Source organism: Brachyspira alvinipulli ATCC 51933 (genome assembly GCF_000518245.1).
Lineage (GTDB): Bacteria > Spirochaetota > Brachyspiria > Brachyspirales > Brachyspiraceae > Brachyspira > Brachyspira alvinipulli.
In genome coordinates this window covers 70,809-87,187 of the sequence record NZ_KI912402.1, presented here as the reverse complement: position 1 = coordinate 87,187, position 16,379 = coordinate 70,809, and the positions used below count along the sequence as shown (strand labels likewise).

Sequence of the window (16,379 nt, the reverse complement as noted above, 5' to 3'; positions counted from 1 at the left end):
TATTATTTATAAAAAACAATATCAAACTTTAGGTTCTTCTTTAATATTATCAACTTCTACAGCTTTAGCTCTCCATTCTTCATAACTCATACCAAGAGGGAATATAGGATCTACTTCTTCTTTGATGAATGTGTCAAAATCTTTAGCACCGCAATTATCAAAGTATGATAAATCTATATACTCATCTATATCAAGAGAATTAATATCATCTCTAACACCTAATCTTTTCATAGTTTTCATTTGATTATGAACATAATCTCTATTTAATTTCCAAGTGATAGTTCTGCCCTCTTCATTAAGTTTTTTCCATAAAGTCATAAGTCCAACTTCCAAAGGTACATTATAATTTTCAGCAAATATTTGAGCTGCTTTATACGGATGAAGATACATATATTCTATAGACATAGCATGAGCAAGAAGTATACGTTCTGCCAATTTTGGATGAGCTTTAGCAAAATTATAGTTCATACAAACTTTACAGCAAGTACCATGTCCGTCTGCTTCTCTATCAGTATTTTGTCTTTTTAATACTTTTCCTGTATCTTCATATTCAGCCATAGAACCCCAAGGATCACATGCACCGTAACCATCTAATTGTCCCAATTTAAATGCAAAATAAGCATCAGAATCACTCATAGAAAAGTTTTCATAATTAGTAATATCTCTAGGTATATTTAACTGTTCAGACCATTCTGCCCAATTCAAATTTTCTGTTTCCGGATTAGCTCCCATAGATATTTTTTTATTAAGTAAATCTTCCGGTTTTTCAATATCTTTAGAAACAACAAAATACTCAGCACCGCCTGTATGATTTTCTGCTGCTATAAATAGAGGAACTTTATTTTTTACAGCATTCAATGTAGTAGTAAAGCCAGCATAAGCCATATCCATTTGTCCTGCACTCATAGCTTCTGGAACATTACCGTTACCGGTAACTGTAACATTTAAACCCAATGCTTTATATATTCCTGTATCTTCTCCTACACAAGCTGCTGTCATGTGATCACAATTATAATAACCTAAATTAATTTTATATTTTTTATCCTCAGCACTTAATTCCTCTAAATTATAATCTGCAACAATAGCTTGTACATCTTCTGATATAACATCCGATTTGTTTTTAGATGAATCCCCACCGCTGCAAGAAACAGCAAATAATATCATTAAAAATATAATAATATTTTTTTTCATTATTGTTCTCCTTAAAATTAATTAATATATTTTATTTTAACAACATTTCTCCATTCCATTTTCAAATAAACTTATTAATTGACCATTCTCAAGCCTATAAACAGCAAATCCTATATTAGCACCCTTTTGTCCTGATACCAAAATTTCATTCGGTACCTTCTCATCTATGTTATAAAATCTTATTGTGTAATTTTCTATAGGTGCAGGTATTGGAGCAGTAATTAATATACGTCCATTTGAATCTTTGTATATGCCTACCAATTTATTTGAATAAGCTGATTCTCTATAAATTATTATTAAATCATCTATATTATCGCCACTGAAATCTCCCTCCAAAAATATTAGTAATTCTTTATCCGAATATTTTTCAATATAGGCTTCATAAAGTTCATTATTTTTTATTCCATCTACATTTGAAATATCCTCTTTATTGTTACTGCAAGATATTAGTATAAAAACGCACACAGCATATAATACTTTCAACATTGAAATTGTTTTTCCCTATTTACTAATATCTTTATTTTTTTATTAAAATCATAAACCATGAATATAAGCCCATAAATAATACTATAATTGCACATAAATTTTTAAACCAACTGGGGAAAGTAATATTAATGTTATTGGCTATTTCTATTTGCCTTTGGGAATTTGATAAATCAAAGATGGGCGTAAAATGATCCGTTAATAAAATATTTGTAATATAACCTATCAAGATACCAAAAAAAAGCATAGAAACAAGATATATGATTAAAGTTCTCTTACCTATGAGCTTATACATGCTAATTAATTCAGATATATTTGTTGCAACACCTGTTATTAAAAATGTAATTGCTACACCAGGTGAAGCTCCGGCAGATATCAATGCCGCAATAAATGGAATATGACCTAAAGCACATACATACATTATACAGCCTACTGCAGTTATACCTATTATTGATACTAATTTAGGATTGCTTAAATACTGCATTACAAATGCCTGAGGTATAACTGTTATCAAAACAGCTCCGAATAAAGTACCTATTAAAATAAATCTGCTTATTTCTATTCCAAGATTATTAAACCCCCATAAAATACCATTATAGAATTTTTTGTACCAAGGTGTTTTATCTACATAAGTATTTTCTGGAATTTTAATATTCATACTTTGCAATTTCAAAACTTCTGGAGATATTAATTCATTTCCTCCAAAAATATTTCCTAATATTCCTATAATTATAGGAAGTAATATTCCACATAATATATATATAAAAGTTATTTCTTTACCTAACATAGCAAATGATACTATTATTGCTGCAGGATTTATTATAGGAGTAGCTACCAAAAATGAAAGAGTAGGACCTAAATAAGCACCAGTTCTATATAAACTTAATGCTAAAGGCAAAACTCCGCAGCTGCATATAGGAAGAATTGCTCCTGATATTGTTGTTTTTATCAAAGAAGATATTTTTTTATTTCCTATAGACTTTTGCAGCACTTGAGGACGAACAAATGCATGTATTATACCGGATAATAGCAAACTAATAATAATCCATTCAGAACTTATAAGGAGAAAGTCCCAAAATACATATAAAAAACGCATTAACATATATAATTTTCCCTCCTATTATTCCTATTAACAATTTTGAGCTTCTATAGCTTTCTTTATTTCCTGTTCTATTAATTTTTTACTTAAAACATCATATCTATCTTTTCCATTAATAATTAATGTACCTCTGTCTATCATTCCATATTTCTCTAAATAATCAAAATCTTTTCCCGCATAATACAATTTTACTTCTATTTTATCATCATATTCTTTTTGCAATTCATTTAAATATGAAGAATATCCATCACAAGTTGGACATGTATTTATAAATTCCACTAATACTTTAGACATATAAAAATCCTTTAAAAATTGATACAAGTTAATTCAATTAAAATAGAATTAATATATAACTTAAAAACTATTAATTAGTTCAATTTTAATAAGTTATGATTATTATTTATTTAGAAGTAAAATCGAATATACACACGGTATATTATAAAGAATAAATCTCGGGAAAGGCATCCTGATTTAAGAAAATGATTAATTTAAAATTATTAATTAAAAACATATCATCACCCTATATACTATATTATATATTAAGAAAAAATAAAGTAAAGTACATTAATTACTTTTTTATAATTATTTTTTATATATTGTAAGCTATCTATTAATTATATAATAAAATTAATCCTAAAATATATAAATTAAACATTTAATACAGTATTTTTATAAAATGCTTAATAATATTATTAATTGAAATATATTTTTTTATTTATTTAATAATATTGACATAGAAAAATTTGCAATATAATATTTTTATTATGAAAAATATATTAGAACTTTCAAATTATAATAGCAAAATAGCCTTTGAAATCATAAAAGAACTTAATATAGAAAATATATTTAAAGAAATAAACTACAGAATCAATCTTGTAGGCTCTCTTAAAATGGGGCTTCTTATGAAAAATAAAGATATTGATTTTCATGTATATTCTTCTAAATTAGATATACTAGAAAGTTTTAATGCAATATCAAAAATATCAAATAACAAAAAAATACAAAATGTTATATACAAAAATCTAATGGACACGAATGAACATTGCATAGAATGGCATTTATATTACAAATATAATGATAATAATATTTGGCAAATAGATATTATTAATATACTTGAAGGTTCTCATTATGATGGATATTTTGAAAAAGTTGCTGATAATATAATAAATATGCTTACAGAAGAAAAAAGAAATATTATTTTAAAATTAAAATACGAAACACCAGATGATATAAAAATAATGGGCATAGAATATTATAAGGCTGTATTAAAAGACAATGTTAAAACATTTGATGAATTTATTAAATGGAAAAATAAACAATCGTTTAATGATATAATAGAGTTTTAATTTTATTTATATTTTATAAATAATAATTGCAATCATATTTAAAAAAGTATATAAGAAAATATAATTAATATATTTAGGTTTTGTATATTTTATATTTTCTATAAAATATATAAAAGGCACAAATCCTAATGTAAATGAAGAATAAAAATAATGAGGTCTTCCGCCTCCGGCTATTCCTCCAAGCATATAAAATACTATTGTAGAAAGAATATATACAATATAGAAAAATAATAGATCTCTTAATGCATCTGTTTCTTTAGTATCTTCTGTTATCATTTTCTTAGTAAAAAAATGTTTATAGGTATAAATTAATACCAATAAAGCAAATACAAATGATAATATATAAAATATAAAACTAAAAGCGTATAAAGGATTGCTTCCAAAATAAGAATTAATTATATCTTTTAATCCATTAACATATTTACCGCCTGATTCATTTGTAGTGAAAAGAAGTATGGAATATATTTGAGGAGGCTGTATTATATTAACAGCGTCTATTTCTGATTTTCTACCCAATATTTTTGAAAGCCCTTCAAAGTTATTTTGAAATTGATATATCAAATAAGGCAAATAAGTCAAAAATGATATAAATACTCCAATAGATAAAGGTATTATATTTTTCTTAGTATCCTTTTTCCATCTAATTATAAAAAATACTATTAAAGAAGGAATTATTGAAAAGAAGTTAGAAAAATGGCATTGAGCAGATAATGCTAATATAGGAAATAGTAAAACCCCATAAAGAAATTTCTTTTCATTATATAAATATTCATAAAGAACAGGTAGGAATATAAAAGAAAGTATAAAAGGATTATGAGGATTATATACATCATTTCCTACACTTAAAAAATATACATTTACTGACATTATTAAAAGCATAATACTTAATGTTATAAGCCCAAATCTTTTATAAATCCAAACAAAAAATATAATACTTACCAATAACGAAATTATTAGATTTACAAGCCTTGCACCTTCATAGGTTTTTCCTCCTATAAAATATTTAAACATATACGACAAATAAAAATATCCTCCAGGAATTCTTGCATTATCTTCACTATCATAAGTATTAGGAGTATTCAAAAATGCCCCTTCTATTGGAAATTTCTTTTCATTAAAATGCTTCTCTGTCTGATAAAATTGATATTGTTCATCCAATCTAGGCGGATTTCCAACTATAGTTTTATTATATATATAAAATCTTATAAAAATTCCTATTATAATTGCCAATATTGAAATTATTATTAATAGTTGTTTATTACTATTTATCATTCTTACCCTTATATACATTTTCTTTTTTTGAAATATTAAATTTAGAAAGTATGTAAACAACACCAATTAAAAATCTTAAAAAATACATTGAAACTGAGTAAATAGGATGCATAAACAATTTCTTCCATTTACCTTTTTCTATATAAACTCCAATATATCTATAAAACATACCAAATTGTTTTTTAGTTGTTTCATCATGTCCCCATTTTTTAAAATAGTTGTCAAAGTTTGAGGCATAATAACTTTTTTTTATTATATATTGTTTAAGTGTATGGTTTTCATGATGATAAAGAGGTGATTTTATTATGTCAACTTCTCCTATTTGTTTTATGCGTCTGTCTATATCCCAATCTTCTGTACCATTTAAATTTAGATCAAAGCCTCCTATTTTGATAAAAGCATCTCTTCTAAAAAATCTTACAGCATCTATTACAGTTGCATCATAAAATGACCTTTCAAAACTCCTTACCCTATTAAAAAAACTATTTCCATAAATTTTTTCAGGTATATAAATAGCCTGCACATTTTTATTCTTATCAAAAATTTCCAAACATTCAGTTATAACATTTTCTGATAAAGTCATATCAACATCTAAAAAACCTATTATATCGCCGCTTGACATTTCAGAACCATAATTTCTTTGGGCAGAACGTTCAGGACCTTTAGTAAAAGTTTTTGCCCCTAATTCTTTTGCTATTTCTAAAGTTCTATCCTCCGAATTATTATCAACCAATATTATTTCTATATCTTTATAATTAGAATTTTTTGCAGCATTAATACAATTTGCTATAAAATCTTCAGAATTTTTCGTTGTGATTATTATGCTTACCATTTATTCTACCAAATTTTTTATTTAATCTATAAATAATATATTTATTACAAAAAATAACAAGGGACTTTTATTCCCTTGTTATTTTTTATAGTTTTATTATTACTAAATAATAAATTAATTATTTTTTGCTCTCCAAGTTTCTTTTTCAAACTCGCCTTGTATAGGTACTAAAGATTCATCTAAATCTATTTTTAATACTGCATTGAAATTGTTAGTAGCCATCATCTGGGCAGCAAAACCAACTATAGTAACTATTTCAGAATCATTGAAATGTTTTTTAAGATTATTCATAAGTTCATCAGTTACACCGTTAGGGTCTTTAACCATTTGCATACCTAATTGTGATAATAATTGTTCTTTTTCATCAAGTTTAAGATTTTTAGGATCATCTCCTATGGCTTTTAAATCTCTGATGAAGAATAAAGAACAAAGCATACATCCGTTAGTAGTAGAAACAGAATGTGCTAATATCATAGCAGCTCTTTTACCAACGACTTCTACCAATCTATTAAATGAAACATACCAACCCATAAATGCTTCATAAGTAGCATAGTCATTTAATAATGCTTTTTTCATGTTTGTAACACTGCCGCTTTTTTTAATTTGATAATCGAAAGCCTCTTTTACTTTTCCTTGAGCTTCTTCATATTCCATAAATTTTACTCTAGCCATAATAATTACTCCATATTTTGTTATTTAAATTAAAAACCAATATTTATTTATAATGTATAAATAATATCATATTTAGTATAACATGAATTAATTATAATATAAATACTATAATCAATAAAAAATATTGATTTTTTTATTGAATTAATATAGTATTTTTAAATTTATAGTGCTCTATGAATAATAAATTAAAAATTATGTTTCAGAAAATATTTATGATACTTCATATATATAAAATTAGATATAAAACAATGTTTTTATAATAGAATCAAAAACATTATAAAATTATAAATACAACTTTCCTTTATAAATAGTTCAAGAAACACAATAATATCTTAAAAAAATTAAAGAAAAATAAAACAGGAAAATATTATGATGGTGTTATTTTATTTGCTTACAATAGTATTTACAGTTTCATTTGTATATATTATTAAATCCAATAAAGAAACTTTTATTATAATTTTAGACAAGAAAAAAGAAAAATTGATTTTGATTATATTTTGCTTTATTACATCTATATCGCAAATATTACTTTTAAATAGTAATTATCCATATATAGGGCATGACTATGGTTTAATAGAACCAAAGATTGTAAGTATGTTTTTATACTATCAAAATAACGGACTTGATATTGAATGGGCTTCACCATTATCCGGAGGAGGACTTCTTAGTTATGCAAATCCTCAATATATTCAATATTCTCCTTTATATTTCCTTACTTTAATCATTCCATTTTGGTATAGCTATAATTTATTAACTTTTATATTTTCTATAATTGGATTTACATGCATATATATTTTTCTTATAAAAGACTTTAATTTTAATTTTATAAGTTCTTTAACAGGTGCTGTATTTTTTTCATGTACAGGATATTATATATACCATCTTAGAGCAGGACACTGGGCATTTATATATCATCCGCTTACAGCATTAATAGTTTTTATATTTTTTTTCTAACACAATATCTAAATTAAAATTTAGTTTTCTTATAAGAATATTATTTGGTTCTTTAATTTTTTCTTCTATGATATTTGGCGGAGCTATTCAAACAATCTTTTTCTATACATGTTTTGTACTTCTTGGAATTGCTGCTATTTGTTTTAAATTAGATTTAGATTTTTTGAAAAAATGTATTTCTGTAATATTATCTGTATCAATATCTTTTATTCTAAGTTTATCTAAATTAATACCAACGTTTATATTAGCTTCTAAAATAGATAGAGGAAAATCAATGGTTGATAATGAACCTTTTTATAAAATATTTGAAGTAATTTACCATGATTTCATTTTATCAATAGTCGCATTTTTTGAGAAATTATTTTCTTTAAATGTATTTTTTAATATTAGATATAGCGGTATACATGAAAATGATTTATCATTTCCTTTCATGATGATTCCTATAATTATAATAATATGTATAGTTAATAAAAAATATATTAAGGAATATCTTCATAACTTAAAAAAAATTGATAAGTTTAAAATAATACTTTTTGCAATATGGCTATATTTATCTTTATTTCCAATACTAAAAAATGTAAATTTAAATTTAAGAATGGGGTCTGTGTTAATAATACCTTTTATAATCTTTTTTTCTTATTTACTTAATAAATATAAGCTATTTGGTAATAAAAAATCTGCCATATTATTACTATTATTATTGAATATATATAATATTATTTTCTTTTTATATAAACATGCTGATACATTTGCTAATGAATCAGGATTCAATGATATAAATGTAGAAATAGGTGTAGAGACTTGGAATAAAATAAATAATTTAGGGAGCAATAACAGTTATAAAGTAAACACTATATTATCATTTAATGAACAAGATAATAATTCAAGGCAAAAACTATTAGAACAATTTATAAATAAAGATTCTTTCAATTTATATTCTTCCCGATTTCCATACGAACCTATATATGGTTACGTACTTGACACTTTTAAAGAAAAAGACGAAGGATCTATATACAAAATATCAAACAATTATTATAATTTTACTCATCCAAATAGTTTGATATTTTTTGATAATAATTATAAACAATTTACAGGATTTTCTATAGAACAAAAAGAAGATTTAGATAAGTTTGCATCATTTAAAAAAGTAGATTGGAAACTTCCAAAAATGTTATACATAGCTAATGATATTTCTCTTTATTCACATATAGCAGTAATAAGTTTATTGTTTCTAATTATTATTTTTAATATAGTATACTTTATTATAATGAATAAAAAAGCTAATATGAAATAAAGTTTTTATAAATTGTTAGTGCTTATATCAAAAAAGTACTAACAATTTATCTTTATTAATTATTCAAAATCTTTTAAATGCCCTTTTGATACTTTTTTAAAAGCCCTCAAATAATATTTTATGTCGTCTAAATCTCTTATTGATAATACTTTATGCATTAGAAACTGAGGAGTAAAGCTAAGATTATAAAGTTTTTGTATCCAACATTTTATTTTTTCTTCGCCTACATCAGTTTTCATTATAGCTTTACGCATATCATAATCTTCCCAATTTTCTGTAGTAAGCCAATTTTCTCTTTTACATTGATTAAATAATTCTGTACCAGGATAAGGAATTATTATTGTAGCCTGCATAGTTTTAGCATAACCTTTTAGAAGAAGTTTTTTAGTAAGCTCATAAGTTTTTTCAATATCTTCTTCAGTTTCCCAAGGATAACCAAGCATTACTGTGATATGAGGAGATAACCCAGCATCAGAAGCGGCTTTACAAGAAGGAAGTATCTCTTCAACTTTATTTCCTTTTATGAGTCTGTCCAATGTATTTTGACTTGCAGACTCTAAACCGAATAATAAAAATCTGAATCCTGCTTTTTTCATAAGTCTGTATTCATCTTCATTACAAGCACCGAAACGCATATTACAGTCTATATTAACTTTTTTATTAAGCTTCTTATCTATCATATAATTACAGAAATCATTAAGCCATTTCTTTACTGGAAAACATCCGGTATCGTCCATTATCTCTCTTATATTGTATTTATTATAAAGAAAGTCTACCTCATCAACAACATTTTCAGCAGTTCTAGCACGGAAGTTTGTATATATGCCAGTCCAAGAACAGAAAGTACATCTATGATGCCAGCAGTCTCTTCCTGCCATTATATAAGTTCCTGGTATGCGTTTGAAATTACCATTATCATAAGCGTATCTTTGCCATTGAGTTAAATCTCTGTCTATAAACGGAAGGCTTTTTAAATCATGTCTTAATTCAAAGAATCCTGTATTTTTTATAGTATTTGATTCTCTATAGTATATACCTTTTTCTAATTGTGCTTTGCCATTTAAATATTCTATTAAATTAAAAAGAAGAAAATCATAATCACCGCCTGTAAGTAAATAATCAACTTTACAATTATTCATAGTCTCTTCAGACATAGCAGTAACATGATCTCCAGCAATAACAACAATCATATTTGGATATTTTTCTTTTAAATCATCAACTATTTTCCAAGCCTTATATATAACAGGAGTTTTTACTTCAAAGAATAATAAATCTGGAGTTTTCTCATTTAAATATTCATACCATTTTTGCGTAGTCATATTTCTAGCAATAGCATCAACAAAATCAACATCATACCCAGCATTTTTTATCATAGTGGCAGCAGTTGCAGGAACAACTGGATAAATATATGTAGGACTCTTGAACCATTGAAATTGTCTGTTTTGAGATAATAGAGCAACTCCTCTGTCACTTTCAAACGGAGGATATCCTATATATATTTTATTTATCTTATTCATATATTAATTTACCTTTATGTCCAATATTAAAAATTATTATGTTTATTTGATAAATTATACTTTAATTAGTAAAAATGTAAATAAGCTAATTTTTTAAAACAAAATATAAACATTTACTTTGACAAATTAACTTATTTTTGGTACAATTTTTTTATATTAAAGGAGGATAATTGAATGAAAAAGAAAATAGATATTTTAGAATATATAAACCATATTTTAAAAGAATTAAATAAAGGTATTCTTATAACAGCAAAATGTGATAACAAGATCAATCCTATGTCAATTTCATGGGGAACATTTGGTGTAGAATGGAATAGAAATGTATTTGTAATTTTTGTAAGAGAAAATAGATACACTAGAAGTATGTTGGATAAAAATCCTGAATTTACAGTAAATATTCCAATTAATAAAATAGACAGAAATATAATAAAAGTATGCGGAATGAAATCCGGTCATAATATTGATAAAATAAAAGAACTTAATTTGACATTAGAAGAACCTAATATGATTTCAGTTCCTGGAATTAAAGAGCTTCCTTTAACTCTTGAATGCAAAATTCTTTATAAAAAGGTACAGGACTACAATGAACTTCCTGAAAATATAAAGAACACTTTTTATCCTCAAAATGTAGAAAGCACTTTTTATGGAGCAAACAAAGATTGCCATATAGCTTATTATGCTGAAATAGTGGACAGTTATATAATAGAATAGTTTTATATAATTATTATATAAAAAACAGAGACAGCATTTTAATATATTATGCTGTCTCTTTTATCATTTTATTAAATGAAAGTCAATTTTTAAGCTTCTTTTTTTAATTTTGTTTGATAGAACCAATCAACAAATACAGCTATAGCATTGTCGCCTGATACATTAGCAGCTGTACCGAATGAGTCCTGAGTTAAATATAATGCTATCATCAAACCTTGTAATTCTTCTCCTGTTATTCCAATCATATAGAAGAAAGGCAAAGCACTCATTACAGCACCGCCAGGAGCACCAGGAGCAGCAACCATAGCAATACCTAACATAAGTATGAAAGGAAGTATTGAACTATAAGTAGGATTTTGTCCTAAAATCAATATAACAGCTGTAGAACAGCAAGTTAATGTTATCATAGAACCAGCCAAGTGTATAGTAGCACAAAGAGGTATTACAAATTTTCTTATTTGTTCAGATACTCCATTTTTCTCAGCAGCTATCAAACTTACAGGTATAGTTGCCGCACTACTCTGAGTACCTACAGCAGTAAAGTATGGAGGAATCTGATTTCTAATAAGCATTAAAGGAGATTTCTTTGCTATAGCACCTGATATTATAAATAATGCAGTAATATAAAGTATATGAAGAGTGATAACAACAGCAAATACTTTACCAAATATTATAAGTATATGCTGTATGCTTCCAGCATAAGCTAAATTTGCAAATGTTCCTAAAATATGTAAAGGAAGTATTGGAATTATTATATTCTTTAATATTGCTTGTATAACTTCTTCTGCATCTCTTACTATAGAAAACAATTCTTCACCTTGTTTTTTTGGTCTTAACATTGTTATACCAATACCTAAAATAAATGCAAATACAACAGCAGATGTAACATCAAACAATGGTTTTAGAGGTATGGTAAAATAACTTTCTAAACCTGATTCTATTTTTACGCTGCTTAAAGCAGAAGCACCTAAAAGAGTTGGGAAAAGATTAGATGCTACTAAAAACGCTATACTTCCTGCTAATAATGTTGAACCATAAGATATTGCTACAGTAAGTCCTATTAATTTAGTAGCACCTTCTGTCAAATTGGCAATACCATAACCTATAAAAGCAACTATCATAAGAGGAATTATAAAATTTAAGAATAAGCTAAAGATACTGCTTATAGTTACAAAAATCCTCACTATAGGACCAGGAAGAAACATACCTACTAATATACCTAAAATTATACCTATTATAATTCTAGGTAAAAGACCAATTTTTTTCATTTGTCTTCTCCATTTTTTTATATTTTCTATGTATAGTATTATATAAATTTTTACATGGTATTCAATATATAAATTATAATTTGTATAATTTTAATGTATAAGATATAAATACAAACTATTAAATCATACATATTATACATACTATAAATAAACATATAAAATAGTTTGACAAATTAATCTATTTTTGTATAATTTAAGCATAAAATAAAAATAGGAAACCAACGAATGAGAATAGGTTATGGTTACGATTCACATGTATTTGCAGAAAATCGTAAACTAATATTAGCAGGCATTGAAATTCCTCATAAATTTGGATTGAAAGGACATTCTGATGCTGATGCTGTTGTTCATGCTTTAATAGATTCTATACTTGGGGCTTTGGCCTTAGGCGATATAGGAAGTCATTTCCCAGACAATGATGATAAATATAAAGATATTTCTTCAATAGTCCTTTTAGAAAAAACTATTTCTATAATGAAAGACAAAAATTATATAATTGGAAATACAGATATTACAATAATATTAGAAAAACCTAAATTAAGAAATTATATAGATTTAATGCGTGAAAACCTATCAAAAGTACTATCAACAAATATAGAAAATATATCAATAAAGGCTAAAACAAATGAAAAAATGGACGCTGTAGGAAGAGAAGAAGGAATAGCTGTTCATTGTGTGTCTTTATTAATAAAAAAATAAAAGTGTTTAGGAAATAATAATATGGCTGCAACAAAAATTAATACAAAATATCTATTAGATCTTGTTTCAAGAAGTTTTGCTTTGACTATACCATTACTTGATAAAAATAAAAAAAATAAAGTTGAAGTTCAATACTTGCTTGCTAGGATAATTGATACTATAGAAGATTCTAGTCATAATATAGGAGATAAAGAAACTTTAATAACTGGTTTTATAAACATATTAAAAACAGAAAATACTGATAATCTTGAAAATTTTAAAAGAATAGTTATAGAACATACTATAAATGAGGATGATAAAGTATTAATAGATAATATAGAGGTTGTATTAAAGGCATTTTTTGCATTTAAACAGGATATAAAAAACATATCAATATCATACTTAAGAGAAATGGGATATGGAATGATATATTATCAAGATCATAATATATCAACATTCGAAGATTTAGATGATTATTGTTATTACGTTGCCGGAACTGTCGGAGTTTATTTAACTGAACTTACAAAAATATCTGATAATTTGGATTTGGATAAGGAAAAAGCAAAAAGTTTAGGAAGATTTTTGCAAAAAGTAAATATAATAAAAGATGCCAAACTAGATTATAAAGAAAAAAGAATATTTTGGCCTTTGACATTATTTGATAATGAAAATCCTGCTCCATATTTTGAAGACGGGGCATATATAGATAAATCTATGGAAGCACTTGGTCAGATGATTGAATCTGCAATGAATGAATTCAGAACATCAATTGAATATATTATGACAATAGAAAAAAAAGCTATTGGATACAGACATTTCTGTTTAGTTGCTGTATTAATGGGATATGAAACTATTAAACTTATGAAAAATAACTATAATATATTTATGGGAGAACCTATAAAAATACCTAGAAAAAATACATTAGAAATAGTTACAAAAGCTAAAGCTGATTTTTATACTAATAAAAAATTAGAAGATTTATTAGAAAAAGCATTTGCAAAAGAAAATAATCAAAAAGAGGCAGAAACTGCAAATAAATAATAATAGTATTTACCTATAATCTATTATTCTAGTTTTATATTGATATAAATGTAAATATATATTAAAATTATGTAAACTAAACTTTGGAGTTATCATAAATGTTTGTTAAAAGATTCGGCATTATATTACTAATATTTGTTTTTAATGCAATTAATATATTCGCTCAAGATGAAGCTTCTCAATACATTAGAAATGAAGAAGAGGCAAAGGCTGCATATAGTCTAGCTTTATATTACAAAGAAAAAGCATTAGCATCAAAAACTATAACAGAAGAAACACTTAAAGATTTAGAAAGTGCAAAAGTTATACTGCAGGAAGTTCTTAAATGTGTTCAAAATAAAGAAATATATATTACATTGGCAGAAACTCATGAAGCTTTGGGAGAATATTATGAAAGTTCAAGAATTTATGATAAATTAGTTTTGGATAATCCTGAAGATATTGAATTATTGATTAAAGCTGCAGAAAGAAATATATTTGTTATTAATGATATAAAAAAAGCCCAATATTATCTTCAAAGTGCTTATGAATTGGAGCCAGACAACAATGATGCTTTAATTTTATTAGGTTTTACTTATTATCAAAATAAAGAACTTGAAAAAGCAGTATACTATTTTTCTAAAGTAAATGAAAATGGAAAAGCAAGCAATAATTATATTCAATACTATAACTTTTATTATGGTATGAGTGAATTTTATCTAAGCCGATTTTCAAATGCAATCAATAGATTTAATAAACTTCAAGATGTTCAATTATCACCTGCTGATAAATACAGTGCCGCTTATGGAATAGTGAAAAGTTATCAAGCTTTAGAAAAATATAATGAAGCATATTCAAATAGTATTATAGTTGATGATTCATTATTTTTAAGTGCATATTTGAGCTTCATGTCAGATAAATATAATAAAGAATTATTTTCTGAAATAGATACACTTGATAATAACACTCCTAAAATATTATCTATAATACTTGAAGCTCAAAACAATGGATACAGCAATGCTTTAAATATGATAGAAACAGATCTAGATAGAAGAGAGATAGACTTAGATATTATACAGACATATTATAAAATGATAAACAAAATAGGAGATGAAGATAATAAAATGAATGCTGAAATGGATATAATATCATTTTATTTAATGCTTAACAATATAGATGCTCTTCCTAGTCATATAGAAAAATTAATAAGCTATGATAATACTGGAAAATTTAATAACTTATATTTACAGGCTGCTTTAGAGTTCAAAAATCAAAATAATTTTAAAGCATCAAAAGAGATGATTGATAAATATTTATCTTTGAAAAATAATAATATAAAAGAAAATGAACTAGTATCATTAGTATTAACAGCTACAGAAATAGGCGAAAGCGATTTAGCTATAAATGCTATAAATCAATTTGAAAAAGAAAAATATTCATATAGTTATTTAAGAGCTTACAGTTACTTATTTGATAACGATGTTAATAATGCTAATAAATATTTGCAGGAAGATTTAGAATATTTTAACAGCAATAAATCCAACACTAATGAATACAGATTAAATATACCTTATATAACTGCATTGGCTGTAAAAAATACAAACTCAGCACTTTTATATGCTAATTATAAATATTCACAGGATAAAACTTCCCCACAAAATATGAACAGCTTAGCTTGGGCATTAGCATCTTTAGGAACAGATCTAGACAGAGCTATAGAACTTTCAAAAAATGCAGTGGAACTTGAACCTAAATCTCCTCATTATATAGATACATTAGGTTTTGCTTATTATAAAAAGGGCGACTATGATAATGCTTTAAAAACTTTATTAAAAGCAGTTTTATATATTGATGAAGATTCTAAAGCTGAAATATACTATCATATAGCAGATGCATATTATGCTAAGAATGATTATAAAAATGCTCTTAAATATTATAGAAAATCAATAAGTTCTATTAATAAAGAATTTGATTATGATGAGGAAGGAGTAAAAGATAAAATAGAAAGTTTAACCGAAGATAAATAGGGTTTTAAATTATAA

General features: G+C 25.3%; 16 protein-coding genes. 7 read left to right on the top strand and 9 right to left on the bottom strand.

The window, feature by feature from the left end; translation table 11 throughout:
* Positions 1-21: 21 nt before the first annotated feature.
* The 4 genes from saoX to saoT are packed head-to-tail and all read right to left on the bottom strand — an operon-like array spanning position 22 to position 3,067.
* Complete coding sequence (gene saoX / locus T324_RS0105205; RefSeq protein WP_028329264.1) at positions 22-1,191, bottom strand: ABC transporter substrate-binding subunit SaoX; 1,170 nt, start codon at positions 1,189-1,191, stop codon at positions 22-24.
* 36 nt (positions 1,192-1,227) lie between these two features.
* Entirely contained in the window at positions 1,228-1,677 is a 450-nt protein-coding gene (saoC, locus tag T324_RS0105200; RefSeq protein ID WP_028329263.1) for a Cys-Cys-COOH (seleno)protein SaoC, read from the bottom strand.
* A gap of 31 nt (positions 1,678-1,708) precedes the next feature.
* Positions 1,709-2,776, bottom strand: a complete 1,068-nt coding sequence (saoE, locus tag T324_RS0105195) for an efflux transporter SaoE (protein ID WP_028329262.1) — start codon at positions 2,774-2,776, stop codon at positions 1,709-1,711.
* Positions 2,777-2,803: 27 nt separating this feature from the next.
* Complete coding sequence (gene saoT / locus T324_RS0105190; protein ID WP_028329261.1) at positions 2,804-3,067, bottom strand: thioredoxin-like (seleno)protein SaoT; 264 nt, start codon at positions 3,065-3,067, stop codon at positions 2,804-2,806.
* Positions 3,068-3,537: 470 nt separating this feature from the next.
* On the opposite strand from saoT, the gene T324_RS0105185 reads away from it, so the two are divergent.
* Positions 3,538-4,119, top strand: a complete 582-nt coding sequence (locus tag T324_RS0105185) for a nucleotidyltransferase domain-containing protein (protein ID WP_028329260.1) — start codon at positions 3,538-3,540, stop codon at positions 4,117-4,119.
* Positions 4,120-4,125: 6 nt separating this feature from the next.
* On the opposite strand, the gene T324_RS0105180 is transcribed toward T324_RS0105185, so the two are convergent.
* The 3 genes from T324_RS0105180 to T324_RS0105170 form a co-directional block, all read right to left on the bottom strand.
* The gene (locus T324_RS0105180) at positions 4,126-5,391 is read right to left on the bottom strand and encodes a hypothetical protein (protein ID WP_028329259.1); all 1,266 of its coding nucleotides are present in this window, start codon (positions 5,389-5,391) and stop codon (positions 4,126-4,128) included.
* Positions 5,381-6,223 carry a glycosyltransferase family 2 protein gene (locus T324_RS0105175; RefSeq protein ID WP_028329258.1) on the bottom strand — a complete coding sequence of 281 codons (843 nt, stop codon included), beginning with the start codon at positions 6,221-6,223 and terminating at the stop codon, positions 5,381-5,383. Before T324_RS0105175 ends, T324_RS0105180 begins: the two co-directional genes overlap by 11 nt.
* 114 nt (positions 6,224-6,337) lie before the next feature.
* Positions 6,338-6,895 (bottom strand): carboxymuconolactone decarboxylase family protein, encoded by a 558-nt coding sequence (locus T324_RS0105170; RefSeq protein WP_028329257.1) that lies wholly within the window; start codon positions 6,893-6,895, stop codon positions 6,338-6,340.
* Positions 6,896-7,264: 369 nt separating this feature from the next.
* On the opposite strand from T324_RS0105170, the gene T324_RS17705 reads away from it, so the two are divergent.
* Both T324_RS17705 and T324_RS16820 read left to right on the top strand, forming a co-directional pair.
* Complete coding sequence (locus T324_RS17705; RefSeq protein WP_051436796.1) at positions 7,265-7,849, top strand: hypothetical protein; 585 nt, start codon at positions 7,265-7,267, stop codon at positions 7,847-7,849.
* Between the two features lie 67 nt (positions 7,850-7,916).
* Positions 7,917-9,143, top strand: a complete 1,227-nt coding sequence (locus T324_RS16820) for a hypothetical protein (RefSeq protein ID WP_051436795.1) — start codon at positions 7,917-7,919, stop codon at positions 9,141-9,143.
* A 59-nt stretch (positions 9,144-9,202) separates the two neighbouring features.
* On the opposite strand, the gene T324_RS0105160 is transcribed toward T324_RS16820, so the two are convergent.
* The gene (locus T324_RS0105160) at positions 9,203-10,660 is read right to left on the bottom strand and encodes a B12-binding domain-containing radical SAM protein (protein WP_028329256.1); all 1,458 of its coding nucleotides are present in this window, start codon (positions 10,658-10,660) and stop codon (positions 9,203-9,205) included.
* A 174-nt stretch (positions 10,661-10,834) separates the two neighbouring features.
* Between T324_RS0105160 and T324_RS0105155 the strand changes: the two genes are divergently transcribed.
* Positions 10,835-11,371, top strand: coding sequence for a flavin reductase (locus T324_RS0105155; protein ID WP_028329255.1), 537 nt, complete (start codon positions 10,835-10,837; stop codon positions 11,369-11,371).
* Between the two features lie 89 nt (positions 11,372-11,460).
* Here T324_RS0105155 and T324_RS0105150 read toward each other — a convergent pair whose 3' ends face one another.
* Entirely contained in the window at positions 11,461-12,639 is a 1,179-nt protein-coding gene (locus T324_RS0105150) for a cation:dicarboxylate symporter family transporter (protein ID WP_028329254.1), read from the bottom strand.
* Between the two features lie 225 nt (positions 12,640-12,864).
* On the opposite strand from T324_RS0105150, the gene ispF reads away from it, so the two are divergent.
* The 3 genes from ispF to T324_RS0105135 all read left to right on the top strand — a co-directional run bounded on the left by ispF (position 12,865) and on the right by T324_RS0105135 (position 16,364).
* Positions 12,865-13,338: a 2-C-methyl-D-erythritol 2,4-cyclodiphosphate synthase gene (gene ispF / locus T324_RS0105145; RefSeq protein ID WP_028329253.1), complete on the top strand. Its 474-nt coding sequence runs from the start codon at positions 12,865-12,867 to the stop codon at positions 13,336-13,338.
* A gap of 21 nt (positions 13,339-13,359) precedes the next feature.
* Positions 13,360-14,358, top strand: a complete 999-nt coding sequence (locus T324_RS0105140) for a squalene/phytoene synthase family protein (RefSeq protein ID WP_028329252.1) — start codon at positions 13,360-13,362, stop codon at positions 14,356-14,358.
* A gap of 98 nt (positions 14,359-14,456) precedes the next feature.
* On the top strand, positions 14,457-16,364 hold the full coding sequence (locus T324_RS0105135) for a tetratricopeptide repeat protein (protein WP_028329251.1): 1,908 nt from the start codon (positions 14,457-14,459) through the stop codon (positions 16,362-16,364).
* The last annotated feature ends 15 nt before the right edge of the window (positions 16,365-16,379 follow it).

Bases quoted from the DNA above. Each gene is read 5' to 3' on its own strand.
- saoX (WP_028329264.1), bottom strand. From the start codon at position 1,191: ATGAAAAAAAATATTATTATATTTTTAATGATATTATTTGCTGTTTCT.
- saoC (WP_028329263.1), bottom strand. From the start codon at position 1,677: ATGTTGAAAGTATTATATGCTGTGTGCGTTTTTATACTAATATCTTGC.
- saoE (WP_028329262.1), bottom strand. From the start codon at position 2,776: ATGTTAATGCGTTTTTTATATGTATTTTGGGACTTTCTCCTTATAAGT.
- saoT (WP_028329261.1), bottom strand. From the start codon at position 3,067: ATGTCTAAAGTATTAGTGGAATTTATAAATACATGTCCAACTTGTGAT.
- T324_RS0105185 (WP_028329260.1), top strand. From the start codon at position 3,538: ATGAAAAATATATTAGAACTTTCAAATTATAATAGCAAAATAGCCTTT.
- T324_RS0105180 (WP_028329259.1), bottom strand. From the start codon at position 5,391: ATGATAAATAGTAATAAACAACTATTAATAATAATTTCAATATTGGCA.
- T324_RS0105175 (WP_028329258.1), bottom strand. From the start codon at position 6,223: ATGGTAAGCATAATAATCACAACGAAAAATTCTGAAGATTTTATAGCA.
- T324_RS0105170 (WP_028329257.1), bottom strand. From the start codon at position 6,895: ATGGCTAGAGTAAAATTTATGGAATATGAAGAAGCTCAAGGAAAAGTA.
- T324_RS17705 (WP_051436796.1), top strand. From the start codon at position 7,265: ATGATGGTGTTATTTTATTTGCTTACAATAGTATTTACAGTTTCATTT.
- T324_RS16820 (WP_051436795.1), top strand. From the start codon at position 7,917: ATGATATTTGGCGGAGCTATTCAAACAATCTTTTTCTATACATGTTTT.
- T324_RS0105160 (WP_028329256.1), bottom strand. From the start codon at position 10,660: ATGAATAAGATAAATAAAATATATATAGGATATCCTCCGTTTGAAAGT.
- T324_RS0105155 (WP_028329255.1), top strand. From the start codon at position 10,835: ATGAAAAAGAAAATAGATATTTTAGAATATATAAACCATATTTTAAAA.
- T324_RS0105150 (WP_028329254.1), bottom strand. From the start codon at position 12,639: ATGAAAAAAATTGGTCTTTTACCTAGAATTATAATAGGTATAATTTTA.
- ispF (WP_028329253.1), top strand. From the start codon at position 12,865: ATGAGAATAGGTTATGGTTACGATTCACATGTATTTGCAGAAAATCGT.
- T324_RS0105140 (WP_028329252.1), top strand. From the start codon at position 13,360: ATGGCTGCAACAAAAATTAATACAAAATATCTATTAGATCTTGTTTCA.
- T324_RS0105135 (WP_028329251.1), top strand. From the start codon at position 14,457: ATGTTTGTTAAAAGATTCGGCATTATATTACTAATATTTGTTTTTAAT.